Source organism: Enterobacter cloacae complex sp. P6RS, assembly GCF_014982245.1.
Taxonomy (GTDB): Bacteria; Pseudomonadota; Gammaproteobacteria; order Enterobacterales; family Enterobacteriaceae; genus Enterobacter; species Enterobacter bugandensis.
Genome location: NZ_JADCLB010000002.1, coordinates 12867 through 29856, shown reverse-complemented (window position 1 = coordinate 29856; position 16990 = coordinate 12867). Strand labels below are relative to the sequence as shown.

Genomic DNA, 16990 nt, shown 5'->3' with positions numbered 1-16990 from the left:
TAGATGGGGGGGATTTTGGGGGTTTCAACCCCCGGAGGCGAGTCGAATGCAGTTTGTGTGCCCAGCCACTTTCAAACGGGAAATGGTGCCGTCTGCGTTTTCTTTGCCTTTAACCGGGCCGATCACCACGCGGTTCCAGCCGTTATTGGTGGTAATGCGTGAATCAAATCCTTCGAACGCCAGCTGAGCACGTACCGTTTCCGCCTGCTCGGCACCTTTAAACGAACCGCACTGCACCATCCAGCGGCGCTCGTCTTTTTTCTCTGCCGTCTGCTTCGGCGCTTCGGTCTCTTTGGTCACCGGCGCGGCCTGCTGCGTTTTCGGCTGCTGCGCGGTGGTATGCGCTGGCGTCTGGAGCAGATCCTGATACGGCTGCGCCGCTTGCTTTGGCGGCTGCGCTTTTGGCTGTTGAACAGGCTGCGACTGCACCGTACGCGTCTGCTGCTGCGGTTGCTGGTATGGCTGGGCCTTCGGCTGCTGTACCGGCTGAGTTTGCGTCCACTGCTGCTGTTGCTGCTGTTGCTGCTGTTGAATTTGTGCCTGGCGCTGACGCTGCAGCTGCAACGTTTGCTGACGCTGCGCTGGCGTTTGTTCATTCCACGGCACTTCATTCAGCTGCGTCGGCTGCTGGCGCATATCGGCCTGCATCTGTGCCAGCAGCTGGCGCTGCTCGTCCGTCAGCTGATCGGCATTCTTCACTTCGCCACCGGCTGAGGGCTCAGTAGGCGCACGCACGCCGGGCTGACGACTTTCCAGCTCTTTAATATAGCGCCAGCGCTCTTCAGGTTTCGGCGGCAGACCATTTCCCACCACTTTGTTGCCCTGAAGGGCCTCGGACTCTTCTTTTTTATGGTGCGTGATGAAGTACAGGCCGCCAATAAAGGCCACCAGCACGGCCGCAGCAATAGCGACCATTGCTGGCGAGACCGCAGGCAGATTACGCTGCTTGCTTTTTGAACTGCTCTTTTTGCGTCGCGAAGGTGCCGGCTGGCCGCGACGTACATAATCTCGTTGTGCCACTATCGTTTCGCTGTATTTATTCGTTCGTCAGCCCGCCATGTTACTTAAGCGGCGGGGCTTTGACCAGATAAGGGTGTCCGAAAGGCGTTTACTTTAAGTCAATGCCTGGGTAGAGCCGCGAATAATCAGCTCGCAGTCCAGCAAACGCGAGCCGCTGCTAACCGTTTGACCCTGCAGCTGATCCAGCAGAAGCAGCATCGCTTCGCGGCCAATCTGATAGCGCGGTTGTGAAACGGTGGAGAGCGGTGGATCGCAAAACTCTGAAAGTGAAATGTTATCGAATCCGATAATCGACAAATCTTTCGGCACGCGTAAGCCACGGCGCTTGGCGTGTGAAAGCGCACCCAGCGCCATCACGTCGCTGTGGCAGAACACCGCCGTTGGCGGTTCCGGCAGCGCCAGCAGTTTCTCCAGCGCCTGTCCGCCCGCTTCAAAGGTAAAATCACCGCGCGCAATATAGTGCGGATCGACAATCGCACCGGTACGGCGCAGCGCCTGAACATAGCCCTGCAGGCGGTAGTGGCACAGCGGCATCTCTTCCGGCCCGGCAATGCAGCCAATCCGCTTATGTCCCAGCTCCTGGAGATAGTTTACGGCGTTGAACGCGGCGGTGAGGTTATCAATGTGGACCGTCGGCAGCTCAAGCTCAGGCGCAAATTCGTTGGCCATTACCATTGGCGGTAAATTGCGCTGTTCTTCGATGCTGGCATCAAACGGCAGGCGCGAGCCAAGCAGCAGCATGCCGTCAATCTGCTTGGTGATAATGAGGTCGATAAAGGTTTTTTCCTGCTGGTTCTGGTGAGCGCAGTCGCCAATCAGCACCAGATAGCCCTGCTCCGCCGCCGTCACTTCGATACCGCGAATGATTTCGCTGAAGAAGGGATCGCAGATATCCGGCACTATTACCAGGATGGTCCGAGATTCATTGCGCTTGACGTTCCGCCCCATCGCCTGCGGGAAATACCCCACTTCCAGCGCCGCCTGTTCAACCTTGTTACGGGTCGCCTGGGAGACTTTATCCGGGTTCATTAATGCGCGGGACACGGTTGCCGTTGAGACTTGTGCTTTCTCGGCAACGTCTTTCATGGTCGCCGTGGCAACCTCTTTCCTGGACTTCAACGTCTTCTCCTCGCCTGAACACCGAACTGCGGACATCACCATTTTTACAGATAGTTAATGGAATCGGTTACAGAATTTTCATAAAAAGTGTGAGGCGCGTTAAATTTTTCGATCCGTCTTCAGCCTTCGATGGGATCGACGTCCAGTACCCACTTCACTTTACGCGCTTCCGGCAGGGTATTGATGAGCGCCAGCGTGCCGCTGACGATGTGCTGCAGGCGAATACGCGAGGGGTGCTGAAGCAAAATTTGCCAGCGGAAACGTCCACCGCGTTTTGGTGCCAGCGCCGGCACCGGGCCCAGGATCCACAGCTGGTTATCCACCAGCGGGCTGGCCTGCAGGAGATTCCTCAGCTGTTGCAGGAAAAGCGGCGCCTGCTGGTTGTTATGATCCTCCGCGCGGATGATGACGTGGCTGGTCCACGGCGGCAGCTGCATGGTCTGGCGTTCGGCCAGCGCCTGCTCGGCAAAGGCGTCATAACCTTTGTGCAGCAGAGTCTGTAGCAGCGGGTGCTCAGGGTGATGCGTTTGCAGTATTACCTCGCCCTGTTTACCCGCGCGTCCGGCACGCCCGGCAACCTGGGTATAAAGCTGGGCGAAGCGCTCGGCGGAGCGGAAATCTGCCGAGAACAGCGCGCCGTCGACGTCGAGCAGGGCGACCAGCGTCACGTCCGGGAAGTGGTGCCCTTTGGCCAGCATCTGGGTGCCTATCAGGATGCGCGCGCCGCCGCGATGCACTTCCGCCAGCTGCTGCTCCAGCGCCCCCTTGCGGCTGGTGGTGTCCCGGTCGATTCGGGAAATAGGCACGTCCGGGAAGAAAGGGCCAAGCGCCTGTTCCAGCTGTTCCGTTCCCAGCCCCACCGGCACGATATGCGTGGAACCACATGACGGGCACTGGCGAGGCACGGGACGCTGGCTGTCGCAGTGGTGGCAGCGCAAATGTCGCTGGGCCTGATGGAAGGTGTAGTAGTGGTCGCAGCGCGGGCACTCGGCAATCCAGCCGCAGTCGTGGCACAGCAGGGCGGGGGCGAATCCGCGACGGTTCAGGAACAGGATGACCTGGTTCCCCGCCTGCAAATGCTGGCGCATGCGGGAAATCAAGGCGGGCGCTAAGCCGGCCTGCACCTGCTGGCCTTTGAGATCCAGCACGTGCTGAATGGCCGGGCGGGCATTCCCCGCGCGGCGCGTCAGGCGCAGCATGTGGTATTTACGCTGGCGCACGTTGTGCAGCGTTTCGAGCGCAGGCGTGGCGGATCCGAGAATAATAGGGATTTGCTCGCTGTGCGCACGGTAGACCGCCAGATCGCGGGCGTGATAGCGCCAGCCTTCCTGCTGTTTATAGGAGCTGTCGTGCTCTTCGTCGATGACGATGACACCGAGGTTTTTAAACGGCGTAAACAGCGACGAGCGGGTGCCGATCACAATCGCCGCTTCGCCGTTTTTCGCTTTCAGCCAGGCGCTGAGGCGCTCGCTATCGTTCAACCCGGAGTGCAGCACCTCAACGGGCGCGTTAAAGCGCTCGCGGAAGCGGGCAATGGTCTGCGGCGTCAGGCCGATTTCCGGCACCATCACCAGCGCCTGTTTGCCCTGCGCGAGCACGTTTTCCAGCACGCTCAGATAGACTTCGGTCTTGCCGGAGCCCGTCACGCCCGCCAGCAGCCAGGCGGAAAAGTGGTCCGAGGCGCTATGAATAGCGCCTACCGCGGTAGCCTGCTCGGTATTCAGGCGCAGGCGATCGCCCGAGACGGAGAAGCCGTCGCGCCAGTCGTGAAGGGCGGGCGCTTCGCTGGCCAGCTCGCTCAACCCTTTCTTTCTTAATGCCTGTAGCGCCGTTTCGCTGACCTCAAGCTCGTCGACCTGGTGCCGCCAGATTTTTCCCTGGCGCAGCGCCGCCAGCGCCTGCTGCTGTTTCTGCGAACGCTTCAGGCTGTTGATGTCCACGGCCTGCCCCTGTTCGGTGGCAAACCAGTACCACATCGGGGCGTGGCTGGCGCTCTTGCCCTGGCGCAGCAGGATCGGCAGGGCGTGGAACAGGACGTCGCCAATCGGGTGATGATAATAATCTGCCGCCCACAGCAGCAGTCGCCAGGTGCTGGTGGAGTAAACCGGCTCGCTGTCCAGCACCTCAACCACCGATTTCAGTTCATTGAGGGGCAATTCGCTTTTATCGCTGACGGAGACGACGATCCCCACGCGCTGCTGTTTGCCAAACGGCACGGTCACGCGACAGCCCGCTTTGGCGCTCATGCTGTCGGGCAGCAGGTAGTCAAAGGTGCGGGGAAGCGGAACGGGCAGGGCAACGTGAGCGACGGGCATCGAATCTTCCTGACTTGAAAAGTGGCGCGTTAGTATACACATTAGTAAAAGCGGCGTGCGGATCAGTTTGCATACGTTGGTTAAATTCTGTATGATTCGCCGCCTTTGGTGTACTTTACGCCAAAGAACTTACATTCAACATCGCGTGGTGTCTGGCGTTAGGGCTGGAAGAGCGACGCGGCCTTAACTGAGGTTCTCCCATGAAAAAAGATATTCACCCGAAATACGAAATGATTACTGCAAACTGCTCTTGCGGTAACTCTATCCAGATCCGCTCTACCGTGGGTCACGATCTGAACCTGGACGTGTGCGGCAAATGCCACCCGTTCTACACTGGTAAGCAGCGTGATGTTGCAACCGGTGGCCGTGTTGACCGCTTCAACAAGCGTTTCAGCATCCCGGGCGCTAAATAAGTTTCCCGAAAAAAAGGCACCGCAAGGTGCCTTTTTTGTATCCGCTTCTCAGTATTCCCACGTCTCCGGGTCAATACCCAGTTCACGCATGATCACCTTCGCCTCTTCCGGGATTTCGTCGCTACGCTCTTTGCGCAGATCGTCATCGTTCGGCAACGGTTGGCCGGTAAACGCATGCAGGAACGCTTCGCACAGCAGTTCGCTGTTGGTCGCGTGACGCAGGTTGTTCACCTGACGACGCGTACGTTCATCGGTGAGGATCTTCAACACCTTCAGAGGAATGGAAACCGTAATTTTCTTTACTTGCTCACTCTTCTTACCGTGCTCAGCGTATGGGCTGATATATTCGCCGCTCCATTCAGCCATGAGATACCTTTAATCCTCTCAGTCATTAATCTAAAGGTGCAAACCGGTCACTGCCCGTTTTGAACCGTAATCTTGCGTAGTTTACCGTAGAGACGATACCGTGGCACGGATATTGCCGCTGCAGCGTGCACTAAAGCATATAATTTTAACGGCTATTTGCGCATTGCTCAATCTATACGCAAAGAAGTTTAGATGTCCAGATGTATTGACGTCCATACTTTCAATGTTTACTCTGGTGGCTGACTTTTCACCTCATTCGCCAGGAAGCCCTCACCATGACGCGTAAACAGGCCACGATCGCAGTGCGTAGCGGATTAAATGATGACGAGCAGTACGGCTGCGTTGTCCCGCCCATTCATCTTTCCAGCACCTACAATTTCACCGGATTTAATGAACCGCGCGCGCATGACTACTCGCGTCGCGGCAACCCTACGCGTGATGTAACCCAGCGCGCGCTGGCGGAACTGGAAGGCGGCGCGGGTGCGGTATTAACCAATACCGGTATGTCTGCCATTCACCTGGTGACCACGGTGTTCCTGAAGCCTGGCGATCTGCTGGTTGCGCCGCATGACTGTTATGGCGGTAGTTATCGTCTGTTTGATAGCCTGGCAAAGCGCGGCTGCTACCGCGTGCTGTTTGTCGATCAAAACGACGAACAGGCGCTGAAACAGGCGCTGGCAGAGAAGCCGAAGCTGGTTCTGGTGGAAAGTCCAAGCAACCCATTGTTGCGCGTTGTCGACATTGCGAAAATTTGTCAGCTCGCAAGGGATGCGGGAGCGATAAGTGTAGTGGATAATACCTTCCTCAGTCCGGCCCTTCAGAACCCGTTAGCACTGGGTGCGGATCTGGTATTGCATTCATGCACTAAATATCTGAACGGCCATTCTGACGTGGTGGCGGGCGTGGTGATTGCAAAAGATCCCGACGTTGTCACGGAACTGGCATGGTGGGCTAATAACATCGGCGTCACCGCGGGCGCGTTCGACAGCTACCTGCTGTTGCGCGGCATCCGCACGCTGTCGCCGCGCATGGACGTGGCGCAGCGTAATGCCCAGGCGATTGTCGATTTCCTGAAAACCCAGCCGCTGGTGAAGAAGCTTTATCACCCGTCGCTGCCGGAAAACCAGGGGCATGAGATTGCCGCGCGCCAGCAGAAGGGATTTGGCGCGATGTTAAGTTTTGAACTGGACGGTGACGAGCAAACGCTGCGTCGCTTACTGAGCGGGCTGTCATTGTTTACGCTGGCGGAATCCTTAGGTGGGGTTGAAAGCTTGATCTCCCACGCCGCGACCATGACGCACGCAGGTATGGCACCGGAAGCACGTGCCGCCGCCGGGATTTCCGAGACGCTGCTGCGTATCTCGACCGGTATTGAAGATTCTGAAGATTTAATTGCCGATCTGGAAAATGGCTTCCGGGTCGCAGCCAAGGGGTAATCATGAGTGTGATAGCGCAGGCAGGGGCGAAGGGTCGTCAGCTGCACAAGTTTGGTGGTAGTAGTCTTGCTGATGTGAAATGTTATCTGCGCGTCGCAGGGATCATGACCGAATATTCACAGCCGGGTGACATGATGGTTGTCTCGGCGGCGGGCAGCACCACCAACCAGTTGATTAGCTGGCTGAAACTGAGCCAGACCGATCGCCTTTCTGCGCATCAGGTGCAACAGTCCTTACGTCGTTACCAGAGCGAGCTGATTGCCGGCCTGCTGCCTGCGGACGTGGCGGATGGGCTGATCAGCGCCTTCACCCATGACCTTGAGCGTCTGGCTGCTCTGCTGGACAGCGGGATTACCGACGCGGTGTATGCCGAAGTGGTGGGCCACGGTGAAGTGTGGTCCGCGCGCCTGATGGCCGCCGTACTGCAACACCTGGGCGTAGACGCGGCCTGGCTCGACGCGCGTGATTTCCTGCGTGCGGAACGCGCCGCGCAGCCGCAGGTGGACGAAGGGTTGTCCTATCCGCTGCTGCAACAGCTGCTGGTGCAGCATCCGGGCAAACGTATTGTCGTCACCGGCTTTATCAGCCGCAGCAACGCCGGTGAAACCGTGCTGCTGGGCCGTAACGGCTCGGACTACTCGGCAACGCAGATCGGTGCCCTGGCGGGCGTGTCCCGCGTTACCATCTGGAGCGACGTGGCCGGTGTCTACAGCGCGGACCCGCGTAAAGTGAAAGATGCCTGCCTGCTTCCGCTGCTGCGTCTCGACGAAGCGAGCGAGCTGGCGCGTCTGGCGGCACCGGTTCTGCACGCCCGTACGCTGCAGCCGGTTTCCGGCAGCGATATTGACCTGCAGCTGCGCTGTAGCTATACGCCGGATCAGGGGTCTACCCGTATTGAGCGCGTGCTGGCGTCCGGCACGGGCGCGCGCATTGTCACCAGCCACGACGACATCTGCCTGATTGAGTTCCAGGTCCCTGCGGGTCAGGACTTCAGGCTGGCGCATAAAGATATCGACACGATCCTGAAACGCGCCCAGGTGCGTCCGCTGGCCGTTGGCGTGCATAACGATCGCCAGCTGCTGCAGTTCTGCTATACCGCCGAAGTGGCGGACAGCGCGCTGAAAATTCTCGACGAAGCGGGCCTGCCGGGCGAGCTTCGCCTGCGTCAGGGGCTGGCGCTGGTGGCGATGGTCGGCGCGGGCGTCACCCGTAACCCGCTGCACTGCCACCGCTTCTGGCAGCAGCTGAAGGGCCAGCCGGTGGAGTTCACCTGGCAGTCGGAAGAGGGCATCAGCCTGGTCGCCGTGCTGCGTAAAGGCCCAACCGAAAGCCTGATTCAGGGTCTGCACACCTCGCTGTTCCGCGCGGAAAAACGTATCGGCCTGGTGCTGTTTGGCAAGGGTAACATCGGTTCCCGCTGGCTGGAGCTGTTCGCCCGCGAACAGGTCACGCTTTCGGCGCGTACCGGGTTTGAATTTATTCTTGCGGGCGTGGTGGATAGCCGCCGCAGCCTGCTGAACTACGAAGGGCTGGATGCCAGCCGGGCGCTTGCCTTCTTTAACGATGAAGCGGTTGAGCAGGATGAAGAGTCGCTGTTCCTGTGGATGCGCGCGCACCCGTATGACGATCTGGTGGTGCTGGACGTCACCGCCAGCGAACAGCTTGCCGATCAGTATCTGGATTTCGCCAGCCACGGTTTCCACGTCATCAGCGCCAACAAGCTGGCGGGGGCGAGCAGCACCGATAAATACCGTCAGATCCACGACGCGTTTGAAAAAACGGGCCGCCACTGGCTCTACAATGCCACCGTTGGCGCGGGCCTGCCGGTTAACCATACCGTGCGTGACCTGATTGAAAGCGGCGACAGCATTCTGGCGCTGAGCGGGATCTTCTCCGGCACGCTCTCCTGGCTGTTCCTGCAGTTTGACGGCACCGTACCGTTCACCGACCTGGTGGATCAGGCGTGGCAGCAGGGCTTAACCGAGCCCGATCCGCGCGTTGACCTCTCCGGTAAAGACGTGATGCGCAAGCTGGTGATCCTGGCGCGTGAAGCCGGTTATGACATCGAGCCGGATTCCGTCCGCGTCGAGTCGCTGGTGCCTGCAGGCTGCGAAGAAGGTTCTGTTGACCACTTCTTCGAAAACGGCGACGAGCTGAATGACCAGATGGTGCAGCGTCTGGAAGCGGCAAACGAGATGGGGCTGGTGCTGCGCTACGTGGCGCGTTTCGAGGCGAACGGTAAGGCGCGCGTGGGTGTCGAGGCGGTGCGTCCTGACCATCCGCTGGCGGCCCTGCTGCCGTGCGATAACGTCTTCGCCATTGAAAGCCGCTGGTACCGCGATAACCCGCTGGTGATCCGCGGCCCGGGCGCGGGGCGCGACGTCACCGCTGGGGCTATCCAGTCCGATATTAACCGTCTGGCTAAGCTGCTGTAAAAATTGAATTTCCCTCTCCCTGTGGGAGAGGGTTAGGGTGAGGGCATCAGACCGTGCTCACCCCCATCATGAACTCCCTTCATCTTCCCTGAGCAAACCTCACCGTTATTGTGATTATTTCTGTTGACGTCACGCCGCTTTTCCGTCATTTTTACATCTGGACGTCTAAACGTATAGAAGTTCACAACACAACAGACAATGACACGCGAAAGATAGAGGTAAGGTATGAGCTTTTTTCACGCCAACCAGCGGGAAGCACTGAATCAGAGCCTGGCCGAAGTAAACGGCCAGATTAACGTCTCTTTTGAATTTTTCCCGCCGCGCACCAGTGAAATGGAGCAAACCCTGTGGAGCTCTATCGATCGCCTGAGCAGCCTGAAGCCGAAGTTTGTCTCCGTAACCTACGGTGCGAACTCCGGCGAGCGCGACCGCACGCACAGCATTATTAAAGGCATTAAGGACAGAACCGGTCTGGAAGCAGCGCCGCATTTGACCTGTATTGACGCCACCCGCGATGAGCTGCGCGCCATTGCCCAGGACTACTGGAACAACGGGATTCGCCATATCGTTGCCCTGCGTGGCGATCTGCCGCCGGGAAGCGGCAAGCCGGACATGTACGCTACCGATCTGGTCGCGCTGCTGAAAGACGTTGCTGATTTTGATATCTCCGTGGCCGCCTACCCTGAAGTCCACCCGGAAGCGAAAAGCGCCCAGGCGGATTTGCTTAACCTGAAGCGTAAGGTGGAGGCCGGTGCCAACCGCGCCATCACCCAGTTCTTCTTTGACGTGGAAAGCTATCTGCGCTTCCGCGACCGCTGCGTCTCGGCAGGTATCGACGTCGAAATTATCCCGGGCATTCTGCCAGTCTCTAACTTCAAACAGGCGAAGAAGTTCGCCGATATGACCAACGTTCGCATTCCGCTGTGGATGTCCAAAATGTACGAAGGGCTGGACGATGACGCGGAAACCCGCAAGCTGGTGGGGGCCAATATCGCGATGGACATGGTTAAGATCTTAAGCCGCGAAGGGGTGAAAGACTTCCACTTCTACACGCTTAACCGCGCGGAGATGAGCTACGCCATTTGTCATACGCTGGGCGTTCGTCCAGCGTAATCAGCAAAAAGCCCTCATAAAGTGAGCTCTTTTTAATCAGATAAAAAGTTAAAAGGTATTAACTATCGAATCTGTGGATTAATTCAACTATATCTTATTGCTAGTGGTGTATATCGTAACGGTATCACTGTAAAGGGAGCATAGCGATGAGCACGTCAGACGAGACCAATAACGCGGCATCCGCCGGCAAATGTCCGTTCCATCAGGGCGGCGTCGATCACAGCGCGGGCGCAGGTACCGGCAGCAAAGAGTGGTGGCCTAAACAACTCCGCATCGATCTTCTAAACCAACATTCCAACCGTTCGAACCCGCTGGGTGAAGACTTCGACTACCGCAAAGAATTCAGCAAGCTCGACTATTCCGCCCTCAAGGGCGATCTCAAAGCCCTGTTAACCGATTCACAGCCGTGGTGGCCTGCCGACTGGGGCAGCTACGCGGGTCTGTTTATTCGCATGGCCTGGCACGGTGCCGGTACTTACCGCTCCGTTGACGGACGCGGCGGCGCCGGACGCGGCCAACAGCGCTTTGCGCCGCTGAACTCCTGGCCTGATAACGTCAGCCTGGATAAAGCGCGCCGCCTGCTGTGGCCAATCAAGCAAAAATACGGACAAAAAATCTCCTGGGCCGACCTGTTTATTCTCGCGGGTAACGTGGCGCTGGAGAACTCCGGCTTCCGCACCTTTGGTTTTGGCGCCGGTCGTGAAGACGTCTGGGAACCGGATCTGGACGTGAACTGGGGTGATGAAAAAGCCTGGCTGACCCACCGTGACCCGGAAGCTCTGGCGAAGCGCCCGCTGGCGGCCACCGAAATGGGGCTGATTTACGTGAACCCGGAAGGGCCAAACGCCAGCGGTGAACCGCTGTCTGCGGCTGCGGCAATCCGCGCCACCTTTGGCAACATGGGTATGAACGACGAAGAGACCGTCGCGCTGATTGCCGGCGGCCATACGCTCGGTAAAACCCACGGCGCGGGTGAAGCCACGCACGTAGGTACCGATCCGGAAGCCTCGCCGATTGAAGCGCAGGGCTTAGGCTGGGCCAGCACGCACGGCACCGGTATTGGCGCTGACGCCATCACCTCCGGGCTGGAAGTCATCTGGTCGCAAACTCCGACCCAGTGGAGCAACTACTTCTTCGAGAACCTGTTCAAATACGAATGGGTGCAGACCCGCAGCCCGGCAGGCGCGATTCAGTTTGAAGCCGTGGATGCGCCGGAAATCATGCCAGACCCGTTTGACCCGTCGAAAAAACGTAAGCCAACCATGCTGGTCACCGACCTGACGCTGCGTTTCGACCCGGAATTCGAGAAAATTTCCCGTCGCTTCCTGAACGATCCGCAGGCCTTTAACGAAGCCTTCGCGCGCGCGTGGTTCAAACTGACCCACCGTGATATGGGGCCAAAAGCGCGGTACATCGGCCCGGAAGTGCCGAAAGAAGATCTGATTTGGCAGGATCCGCTGCCTCAGCCGGTGTTCCATCCGACGCAGGAAGACATTGAAAGCCTGAAAGCGGAAATCGCGGCCTCTGGCCTCTCCGTGAGCGAGCTGGTTTCAGTGGCATGGGCGTCTGCATCGACCTTCCGCGGTGGCGACAAGCGCGGCGGCGCCAACGGCGCGCGTCTGGCGCTGGCGCCTCAGCGCGACTGGGATGTGAACGCCGCGGCGGTACGTGCGTTACCGGCTCTGGAAGCAATTCAGCGCACCACCAATAAAGCCTCGCTGGCGGATATCATCGTGCTGGCGGGCGTTGTGGGCGTTGAGCAGGCGGCGAAAGCCGCGGGCGTTTACGTCAACGTGCCGTTCACGCCGGGCCGTGTGGATGCACGTCAGGATCAGACGGATATCGAGATGTTTAACCTGCTCGAACCGATTGCCGACGGCTTCCGCAACTATCGCGCACAGGTGGATGTGTCTACCACCGAGTCGCTGCTGATCGACAAAGCCCAGCAACTGACCCTGACCGCACCTGAGTTGACGGTGCTGATCGGCGGCCTGCGCGTGCTGGGCACGAACTTTGATGGCAGTAAGAACGGCGTGTTCACCAACCGCGAAGGCGTGCTGAGCAATGATTTCTTCGTGAATCTGCTGGACATGAACACGCAGTGGAAAGCGACCGACGATTCAAACGAGCTGTTTGCCGGTAGCGATCGCGCCAGCGGTGAAGTGAAATACACCGCGACCCGCGCCGACCTGGTCTTCGGTTCGAACGCCGTCCTGCGCGCGCTGGCCGAGGTTTACGCCAGCAGCGATGCGCACGAGAAGTTTGTCCGTGACTTCGTTGCCGCATGGGCGAAGGTGATGGATTTGGATCGGTTTGACGTGAAGTAAAAGCAATCCCCGCCACGGCGGGGATTTTTTTGCCAGTCATCCAGGCGGGGTAAGGCGTAGCTGCCACCCGCTTTTTCAGGCGTTCGAGTTCTTTTTGCGAACCTCTTCTCCCTTAGAGATTGAGGTTACCAAACGCGTTTTTCCAGTCCTGCTCGAACTTTTCTATGGCCGACTCTACCGCTGGGGTACCGAGCATTTGTTGCGCTACGTCTAAGGGGATCGTGATTGCCTCGCATCCGGCCAGCAGGCAGTCCAGCGCCTGACGCGGTGTTTTAAAGCTGGCAGCCAGCACCATGCTTTCCGGCGCATGCAATTCCAGCAGGGACTGCAGCTCCTGTACCATGCCAATACCGTCGCCGCCCTGTGCGTCGACGCGGTTGACGTACGGCGCAACGTATTTCGCGCCTGCCAGCGCGGCCAGTAAACCCTGAGCGGCGCTGTAAACGGCGGTGCCCAGCGTGGTAATACCCTCTCTTTTCAGCTCTTTAATGGCGATAAGCCCCTGCGCGGTGACCGGAATTTTCACCACAATACCCGGGATGGCGTTACTCAGGCGTTTGGCCTCCGCCACCATGCCTTCGGCGTCGCGGCTCATGGTTTGTGCAAACAGCGTACCGTTCGGCCCGACGGCTTTTTGCAGCCGCGGCAGCACGTCCCAGATGGATTCACGGCTGGCGGCAATGATGCTTGGGTTGGTGGTGACGCCCGCGATGGGGAAGATGCGTGCAAGGCGTTCCACTTCCGCCACGTTCGCGGTATCCAGATACAGTTCCATTATTTTTCCTTAAGTCAGAAAGGTTGAATAAAGGATAAGGCCCGGCTGAGTGCGGCGGATACAGGTCAATTTTGCCAAATACTGGAGAAATGTAATGTCCTTAGCGAAGTGCGATAGCGATCACAATGCTATTTTTTGGCGATAAGCTGGCTGTGATACTGGCGACGATATTCGGAAGGGGAACGCTCGGTGTGCTTGCGAAAGAGGCGACAAAAGTAGTTGCTGTCAGGAAATCCGCAGCGTGAGGCAATATCTTTAATTTTGAGATCGTAGCCTTTCAGCAGCTGGCGTGCATGTTCCAGCCGCGTTTGCGTCAGATACTCGTTGAACCCCACGTGGCCGATCTTCTGAAAGAGATGGGAAAGGTAATTCGGCGAGATGTAGAACGCCTGTGCCACGGATTCGCGTGTTAACGAAGAGGCGTAATTTTCTTCGATATAGTTACGAACGGCTTCGAATAGTGCCCGGCTGCGGTTAGCGGTGTGGATGTCACTGCCAAGCAGATCCCGGCAGTGGCTGAGCAAGCTTAATACCACCAGCATGGCTGTGTCTTGCTCGTCTGGCTGCATCTGTAATTCGGTGAGCGCTTGCAGAAGAAAAGCACCCGTTCGCGGGCCACGCCGGGGAACCTGTAGCTGCTGCAAAAACGCGTTGTCACGCTGTAAATCGAGAGTCAGCTGCTGCTTACCGAAATGTATGCTCAGGGCGTTAGGCGGTGGAAGCGTGATGTGTCCAAAGGATGAAAATATCGCCTCACAGGGGGTAGCAAGTGTAATGACGAGGCAGGGAGATGTTCGGGGATGCTGTTCAGCCAGCGCTGAGAAATGAATCTGGCCCAGCGGTAACGTACGGTTCACCAGGTCAGTCAAAATTTGGGTGATATCGGAATACATGAGAAGACTACCGAAACGTGCCGGGCGGCGCTAAAAACGCCTGCCCGGCATAAAGCATTACCCGGTGTTACGCATACCCGCCGCAACGCCCGCAATCGTCACCATCAGTGCCTGTTCAACGCGAGGATCCGGCTCTTTACCTTCCTCTTCCGCCAGGCGGGAACGGTGCAGCAGTTCAGCCTGTAAAACGTTCAGCGGGTCGGTGTAGATGTTACGCAACTGGATTGACTCGGCGATCCACGGCAGGTCTTCCATCAGGTGGGAGTCGTTGGCGATATCCAGCACCACTTTGATGTCGCCTTCCAGCAGCTCGCGCAGTTCTTTACCCAACGCCCACAGCTCTGGTTTCACCAGCCGCTGGTCGTAGTATTCCGCCAGCCACAGGTCGGCCTTCGAGAAGACCATCTCCAGCATGCCAAGACGGGTAGAGAAGAAGGGCCAGTCGCGGCACATGGTTTCCAGTTCGTTCTGTTTGCCGTCTTCCACCACTTTTTGCAGCGCGGCACCGGCACCCAGCCAGGCGGGTAGCATCAGGCGGTTCTGCGTCCAGGCGAAGATCCATGGAATGGCGCGCAGGGATTCAACGCCACCGGTCGGGCGACGCTTGGCCGGACGCGAGCCCAGCGGCAGTTTACCCAGCTCCTGCTCAGGCGTTGCTGAACGGAAGTAAGGCACGAAGTCTTTGTTTTCACGCACGTAGCCGCGGTACAGATCGCATGAGATGTCTGACAGCTCGTCCATGATGCGGCACCAGGATTCTTTTGGCTCCGGCGGTGGCAGCAGGTTCGCTTCCAGGATCGCGCTGGTATAGAGCGACAGGCTGCTGATGGTCACTTCCGGCAGGCCATACTTGAAGCGGATCATCTCGCCCTGCTCGGTGACGCGCAGGCCGCCTTTCAGGCTTCCCGGCGGTTGAGAGAGCAGCGCCGCGTGAGCAGGCGCGCCACCGCGGCCAATGGAGCCGCCGCGACCGTGGAACAGGGTAAGCTCGATACCGGCTTTCTCGCAGGTTTTGATCAGCGCATCCTGAGCCTGATACTGCGCCCAGGACGCCGCCATCACGCCCGCATCTTTCGCGGAGTCGGAATAGCCAATCATTACCATCTGCTTGCCCTGAATAAAGCCGCGATACCAGTCGATGTTAAGCAGCTGGGTCATGACGTCGTTGGCGTTGTTCAGGTCGTCGAGGGTCTCAAACAGCGGGGCGACTGGCAGGGCGTAGTCGATGCCCGCTTCTTTCAGCAGAAGATGAACACCCAGCACGTCGGACGGGGTTTTCGCCATGGAGATCACGTAGGCGGCCACCGATCCTTTCGGCGCATCGACGATCGCTTTACAGGTGTTGAGCACCTCGCGGGTGTCGTTGCTTGGCTCCCAGTTGCGCGGCAGCAGAGGGCGCTTGGAGTTCAATTCGCGGATCAGGAACGCCTGCTTGTCGGCTTCTGACCAGCTTTCATAGTCGCCGATGCCGAGATAGCGGGTCAGCTCGCCCAGCGCTTCAGTATGGCGGGTACTTTCCTGACGCACGTCGATACGCACCAGCGGTACGCCGAAACACTTCACGCGGCGCAGGGTATCGAGCAGTTCGCCGTTGGCGATGATGCCCATGCCACAGGCCTGGAGTGATTTATAGCAGGCGTACAGCGGCTCCCAGAGCTGTTCGTTCTGGCTCAGCAGACCTTCCGGCTTCGGCAGGCGCTGGCCTTTAAGGCGCGCTTCCAGCCACGCCTGGGTGGCCATCAGCTGACCGCGCAGCTTTTTCATCAGGAAACGGTACGGCTCGCTGGCACCTTCTTCACCGGCCAGCGCGCGCAGTTCCGGCGTCGCTTCAACCATCGACAGCTCGGAGATCAGCACCTGAATATCCTTCAGGAACAGGTCGGTCGCTTTCCAGCGGCTCAGCAACAGGACGTGACGGGTGATTTCCGAGGTCACGTTCGGGTTGCCGTCGCGGTCACCGCCCATCCAGGAGGTGAAGCGCACCGGCACAAAGTCTACCGGCAGACGATAGCCCAGGTTTTCTTCCAGCTGTTCGTTCAGCTCGCGCAGGTAGTTTGGTACCCCTTCCCACAGGCTGTTTTCCACCACCGCAAAGCCCCATTTGGCTTCGTCGACCGGGCTTGGGCGATGCTTACGAATTTCATCGGTATGCCAGGACTGGGCAATCAGCTGGCGCAGACGGCGCATCAGCTGGTTGCGCTCGTAGTCGGCAATGTCTTTGTTATCCAGCTGCTTCAGGCAGCTGTTTACTTCCACCATCTTGTGGATCAGCGTACGACGGGTGATTTCGGTTGGGTGTGCGGTCAGCACCAGCTCCAGCGAAAGGGACTCCACCGCTTTTTTGATGGTGGCTTCGTTGAGGTCTGGCTGGTCTTTCAGTTTACGAAGGGTGCGGGCAATGACTTCCGGGTTGCTGGCCGCTTCGCCGTTTGGCGAAATGCTGTGGTATTGCTCAGCGGTGTTTGCCAGGTTCAGGAACTGGCTGAAGGCGCGGGCAACGGGCAGCAGCTCATCGTTAGAGAGGTTCTGCAAGGTGGTGAGCAGCTCCTGACGACTGGCCTCGTTACCGGCACGGGAAGATTTAGACAGCTTGCGGATGGTTTCAACGCGGTCGAGGATGTTCTCCCCCAGCGCGTCTTTGATGGTATCTCCAAGCACTTTGCCGAGCATGCTGACATTACTACGCAACGCGGAATATTGTTCGTTCATAAAAACCCAGTCACCCCATCATTTTTGTTTATGCCCAGGCGAAAATCTTCTGGACATTATTTTGTCATC

The 16990-nt window shown here is 58.3% G+C and carries 12 protein-coding genes; 5 read left to right on the top strand and 7 right to left on the bottom strand.

Going from position 1 to position 16990, the window contains the following annotated elements:
* Window positions 1-24: 24 nt before the first annotated feature.
* From ftsN to priA, 3 genes are all read right to left on the bottom strand, one after another.
* A complete protein-coding gene (gene ftsN, locus INF73_RS00615) occupies window positions 25-1020 on the bottom strand; it encodes a cell division protein FtsN (protein ID WP_136484728.1) in 996 nt (331 codons plus the stop codon).
* 93 nt (window positions 1021-1113) lie between these two features.
* Window positions 1114-2139, bottom strand: a complete 1026-nt coding sequence (cytR, locus tag INF73_RS00610) for a DNA-binding transcriptional regulator CytR (RefSeq protein ID WP_041911797.1) — start codon at window positions 2137-2139, stop codon at window positions 1114-1116.
* Window positions 2140-2258: 119 nt separating this feature from the next.
* The gene (priA, locus tag INF73_RS00605; RefSeq protein WP_045260255.1) at window positions 2259-4454 is read right to left on the bottom strand and encodes a primosomal protein N'; all 2196 of its coding nucleotides are present in this window, start codon (window positions 4452-4454) and stop codon (window positions 2259-2261) included.
* A gap of 200 nt (window positions 4455-4654) precedes the next feature.
* Here priA and rpmE point away from each other — a divergent pair, with 200 nt between their 5' ends.
* Window positions 4655-4867: a 50S ribosomal protein L31 gene (rpmE, locus tag INF73_RS00600; protein ID WP_003862040.1), complete on the top strand. Its 213-nt coding sequence runs from the start codon at window positions 4655-4657 to the stop codon at window positions 4865-4867.
* A gap of 48 nt (window positions 4868-4915) precedes the next feature.
* Here the strand turns inward: rpmE and metJ are convergent, their stop codons facing one another.
* Window positions 4916-5233: a met regulon transcriptional regulator MetJ gene (gene metJ, locus INF73_RS00595; RefSeq protein ID WP_003862042.1), complete on the bottom strand. Its 318-nt coding sequence runs from the start codon at window positions 5231-5233 to the stop codon at window positions 4916-4918.
* A 275-nt stretch (window positions 5234-5508) separates the two neighbouring features.
* On the opposite strand from metJ, the gene metB reads away from it, so the two are divergent.
* From metB to katG, 4 genes are all read left to right on the top strand, one after another.
* Window positions 5509-6669 carry a cystathionine gamma-synthase gene (gene metB / locus INF73_RS00590; RefSeq protein ID WP_193542582.1) on the top strand — a complete coding sequence of 387 codons (1161 nt, stop codon included), beginning with the start codon at window positions 5509-5511 and terminating at the stop codon, window positions 6667-6669.
* Between the two features lie 2 nt (window positions 6670-6671).
* A complete protein-coding gene (locus INF73_RS00585) occupies window positions 6672-9104 on the top strand; it encodes a bifunctional aspartate kinase/homoserine dehydrogenase II (protein ID WP_041911800.1) in 2433 nt (810 codons plus the stop codon).
* 225 nt (window positions 9105-9329) lie between these two features.
* Window positions 9330-10217: a methylenetetrahydrofolate reductase gene (metF, locus tag INF73_RS00580; RefSeq protein ID WP_041911801.1), complete on the top strand. Its 888-nt coding sequence runs from the start codon at window positions 9330-9332 to the stop codon at window positions 10215-10217.
* 146 nt (window positions 10218-10363) lie between these two features.
* The gene (katG, locus tag INF73_RS00575) at window positions 10364-12544 is read left to right on the top strand and encodes a catalase/peroxidase HPI (protein WP_028014834.1); all 2181 of its coding nucleotides are present in this window, start codon (window positions 10364-10366) and stop codon (window positions 12542-12544) included.
* Between the two features lie 112 nt (window positions 12545-12656).
* Here katG and fsa read toward each other — a convergent pair whose 3' ends face one another.
* The 3 genes from fsa to ppc form a co-directional block, all read right to left on the bottom strand.
* A complete protein-coding gene (fsa, locus tag INF73_RS00570) occupies window positions 12657-13319 on the bottom strand; it encodes a fructose-6-phosphate aldolase (protein ID WP_193542584.1) in 663 nt (220 codons plus the stop codon).
* 128 nt (window positions 13320-13447) lie between these two features.
* A complete protein-coding gene (locus INF73_RS00565) occupies window positions 13448-14212 on the bottom strand; it encodes an AraC family transcriptional regulator (RefSeq protein WP_193542586.1) in 765 nt (254 codons plus the stop codon).
* A 57-nt stretch (window positions 14213-14269) separates the two neighbouring features.
* Complete coding sequence (gene ppc / locus INF73_RS00560) at window positions 14270-16921, bottom strand: phosphoenolpyruvate carboxylase (RefSeq protein ID WP_193542588.1); 2652 nt, start codon at window positions 16919-16921, stop codon at window positions 14270-14272.
* Between the last annotated feature and the right edge of the window lie 69 nt (window positions 16922-16990).